Origin of the sequence: Acinetobacter sp. NBRC 110496, from assembly GCF_000876115.1 — a bacterium.
Classification (GTDB): Bacteria; Pseudomonadota; Gammaproteobacteria; order Pseudomonadales; family Moraxellaceae; genus Acinetobacter.
Genome location: NZ_BBTF01000106.1, coordinates 1 through 3,148, shown reverse-complemented (window position 1 = coordinate 3,148; position 3,148 = coordinate 1). Strand labels below are relative to the sequence as shown.

The window sequence follows — 3,148 nt, the reverse complement described above, 5'->3', positions numbered from 1 at the left end:
ATTAACGGATTAGTTAATTGAGTCGGTATTGTAACTAGATTTCACACTAAATCAAGTTATGTATTGAATTTATCTTGAATACAACAACTGTTTGGGTGTTGTATAGTCAAGCCTCACGAGCAATTAGTATTGGTCAGCTTCACACGTCACCGTGCTTCCACACCCAACCTATCAACGTCCTAGTCTCGAACGGCTCTTTAGAGGAATAAATTCCTAGGGAAATCTTATCTTGAGGTAGGCTTCCCGCTTAGATGCTTTCAGCGGTTATCCCTTCCGAACATAGCTACCCGGCGATGCGACTGGCGTCACAACCGGTACACCAGAGGTTCGTCCACTCTGGTCCTCTCGTACTAGGAGCAGATCCTCTCAAATTTCCAGCGCCCACGGTAGATAGGGACCGAACTGTCTCACGACGTTCTAAACCCAGCTCGCGTACCTCTTTAAATGGCGAACAGCCATACCCTTGGGACCTGCTTCAGCCCCAGGATGAGATGAGCCGACATCGAGGTGCCAAACACCGCCGTCGATATGAACTCTTGGGCGGTATCAGCCTGTTATCCCCAGAGTACCTTTTATCCGTTGAGCGATGGCCCTTCCATACAGAACCACCGGATCACTAAGACCTACTTTCGTACCTGCTCGACTTGTGGGTCTCGCAGTTAAGCGCGCTTTTGCCTTTATACTCTACGCGTGATTTCCGACCACGCTGAGCGCACCTTCGTACTCCTCCGTTACTCTTTAGGAGGAGACCGCCCCAGTCAAACTACCCACCAGACATGGTCCTCGCCCCGGATTACGGGGCAGAGTTAGAACCTCAACATTACCAGGGTGGTATTTCAAGGACGGCTCCATTAGAACTAGCGTTCTAACTTCAAAGCCTCCCACCTATCCTACACAAGTAAGGTCAAAGTTCAATGTCAAGCTGCAGTAAAGGTTCACGGGGTCTTTCCGTCTAGCCGCGGGTACACTGCATCTTCACAGCGATTTCGATTTCACTGAGCCTCTGCTGGAGACAGCGCCGCCATCATTATGCCATTCGTGCAGGTCGGAACTTACCCGACAAGGAATTTCGCTACCTTAGGACCGTTATAGTTACGGCCGCCGTTTACTGGGGCTTCGATCAAGAGCTTCGCTTACGCTAACCCCATCAATTAACCTTCCAGCACCGGGCAGGCATCACACCCTATACGTCCACTTTCGTGTTTGCAGAGTGCTATGTTTTTAATAAACAGTTGCAGCGGCCTGGTTTCTGTGGCTGCCAATAGCTCAGGGAGCAAGTCCCATCACCGTCAGCAGCGTACCTTCTCCCGAAGTTACGGTACCATTTTGCCTAGTTCCTTCAGCAGAGTTCTCTCAAGCGCTTTGGTCTACTCGACCTGACCACCTGTGTCGGTTTCGGGTACGATTCCTGTGTAACTGAAGCTTAGAGACTTTTCCTGGAAGCATGGTATCAGCCACTTCACTGTACAAGTACAGCTTGCTATCAGCTCTCAGCATAGAGCACCCCGGATTTGCCTAAGATGCATGCCTACTGCCTTCCACCTGGACAACCAACGCCAGGCTGACTTAACCTTCTCCGTCCTCTCATCGCATTACACAGAAGTATTGGAATATTAACCAATTTCCCATCGACTACGCCTCTCGGCCTCGCCTTAGGGGTCGACTCACCCAGCCCCGATTAACGTTGGACTGGAACCCTTGGTCTTTCAGCGAACGGGTTTTTCACCCGTTTTGTCGTTACTCACGTCAGCATTCGCACTTCTGATACCTCCAGCATACTTCTCAATACACCTTCATCGGCTTACAGAACGCTCCCCTACCACTTGACTTAAAGTCAAATCCGCAGCTTCGGCACATAGTTTTAGCCCCGTTACATCTTCCGCGCAGGCCGACTCGACTAGTGAGCTATTACGCTTTCTTTAAAGGGTGGCTGCTTCTAAGCCAACCTCCTAGCTGTCTATGCCTTCCCACATCGTTTCCCACTTAACTATGATTTTGGGGCCTTAGCTGGCGGTCTGGATTGTTTTCCTCTTGACTACGGACGTTAGCACCCGCAGTCTGTCTCCCGGATAGTACTCATTGGTATTCGGAGTTTGCATCGGTTTGGTAAGTCGGGATGACCCCCTAGCCGAAACAGTGCTCTACCCCCAATGGTATTCGTCCGAGGCGCTACCTAAATAGCTTTCGGGGAGAACCAGCTATCACCAGGCTTGATTAGCCTTTCACCCCTATCCACAAGTCATCCCCTGGCTTTTCAACGACAGTGGGTTCGGTCCTCCAGTTAGTGTTACCCAACCTTCAACCTGCTCATGGATAGATCGCCTGGTTTCGGGTCTATACCCAGCAACTAAACGCCCTATTAAGACTCGATTTCTCTACGGCTCCCCTATGCGGTTAACCTTGCTACTGAATATAAGTCGCTGACCCATTATACAAAAGGTACGCAGTCACCGAACTAGTCGGCTCCCACTGCTTGTATGCATGCGGTTTCAGGATCTATTTCACTCCCCTCACAGGGGTTCTTTTCGCCTTTCCCTCACGGTACTGGTTCACTATCGGTCAGTCAGGAGTATTTAGCCTTGGAGGATGGTCCCCCCATATTCAGACAAGGTTTCACGTGCCTCGCCCTACTCGTCATCATTGTGTGTGCCCTTTCGTGTACGGGAATATCACCCTCTACGTTCGCACTTCCCAGAGCGTTCCACTAGAACACACACAACTTAATGGGCTGCTCCCCGTTCGCTCGCCGCTACTAAGGGAATCTCAATTGATTTCTTTTCCTAAGGGTACTGAGATGTTTCACTTCCCCTCGTTCGCTTCATAAGCCTATGTATTCAGCTTATGATACCCGCCTTATAGCGGGTGGGTTCCCCCATTCAGAAATCTCCGGATCAAAGGATATTTGCCGCCTCCCCGGAGCTTTTCGCAGGCTATCACGTCTTTCATCGCCTCTGACTGCCAAGGCATCCACCACATGCACTTAATTACTTGACTATACAACCCCAAACAGTCGCTAACACATACAAGTGAGTGTTATCGTTGCAAACTTAATTGCTACTGATTCGTTGTCTGTGCATTTAAGCACTGTACAGCTTCAATCTAAATTCATATACCAAAACGCTTGATTCAGTGTTTTTGCTAGTTCTCA

At 49.7% G+C, this 3,148-nt stretch carries 1 rRNA gene; it reads right to left on the bottom strand.

What is annotated here, in order from left to right:
• Positions 1 to 102: 102 nt before the first annotated feature.
• Positions 103 to 2,994, bottom strand: a 23S ribosomal RNA gene (locus tag Aba26S_RS20530).
• Positions 2,995 to 3,148: the final 154 nt, after the last annotated feature.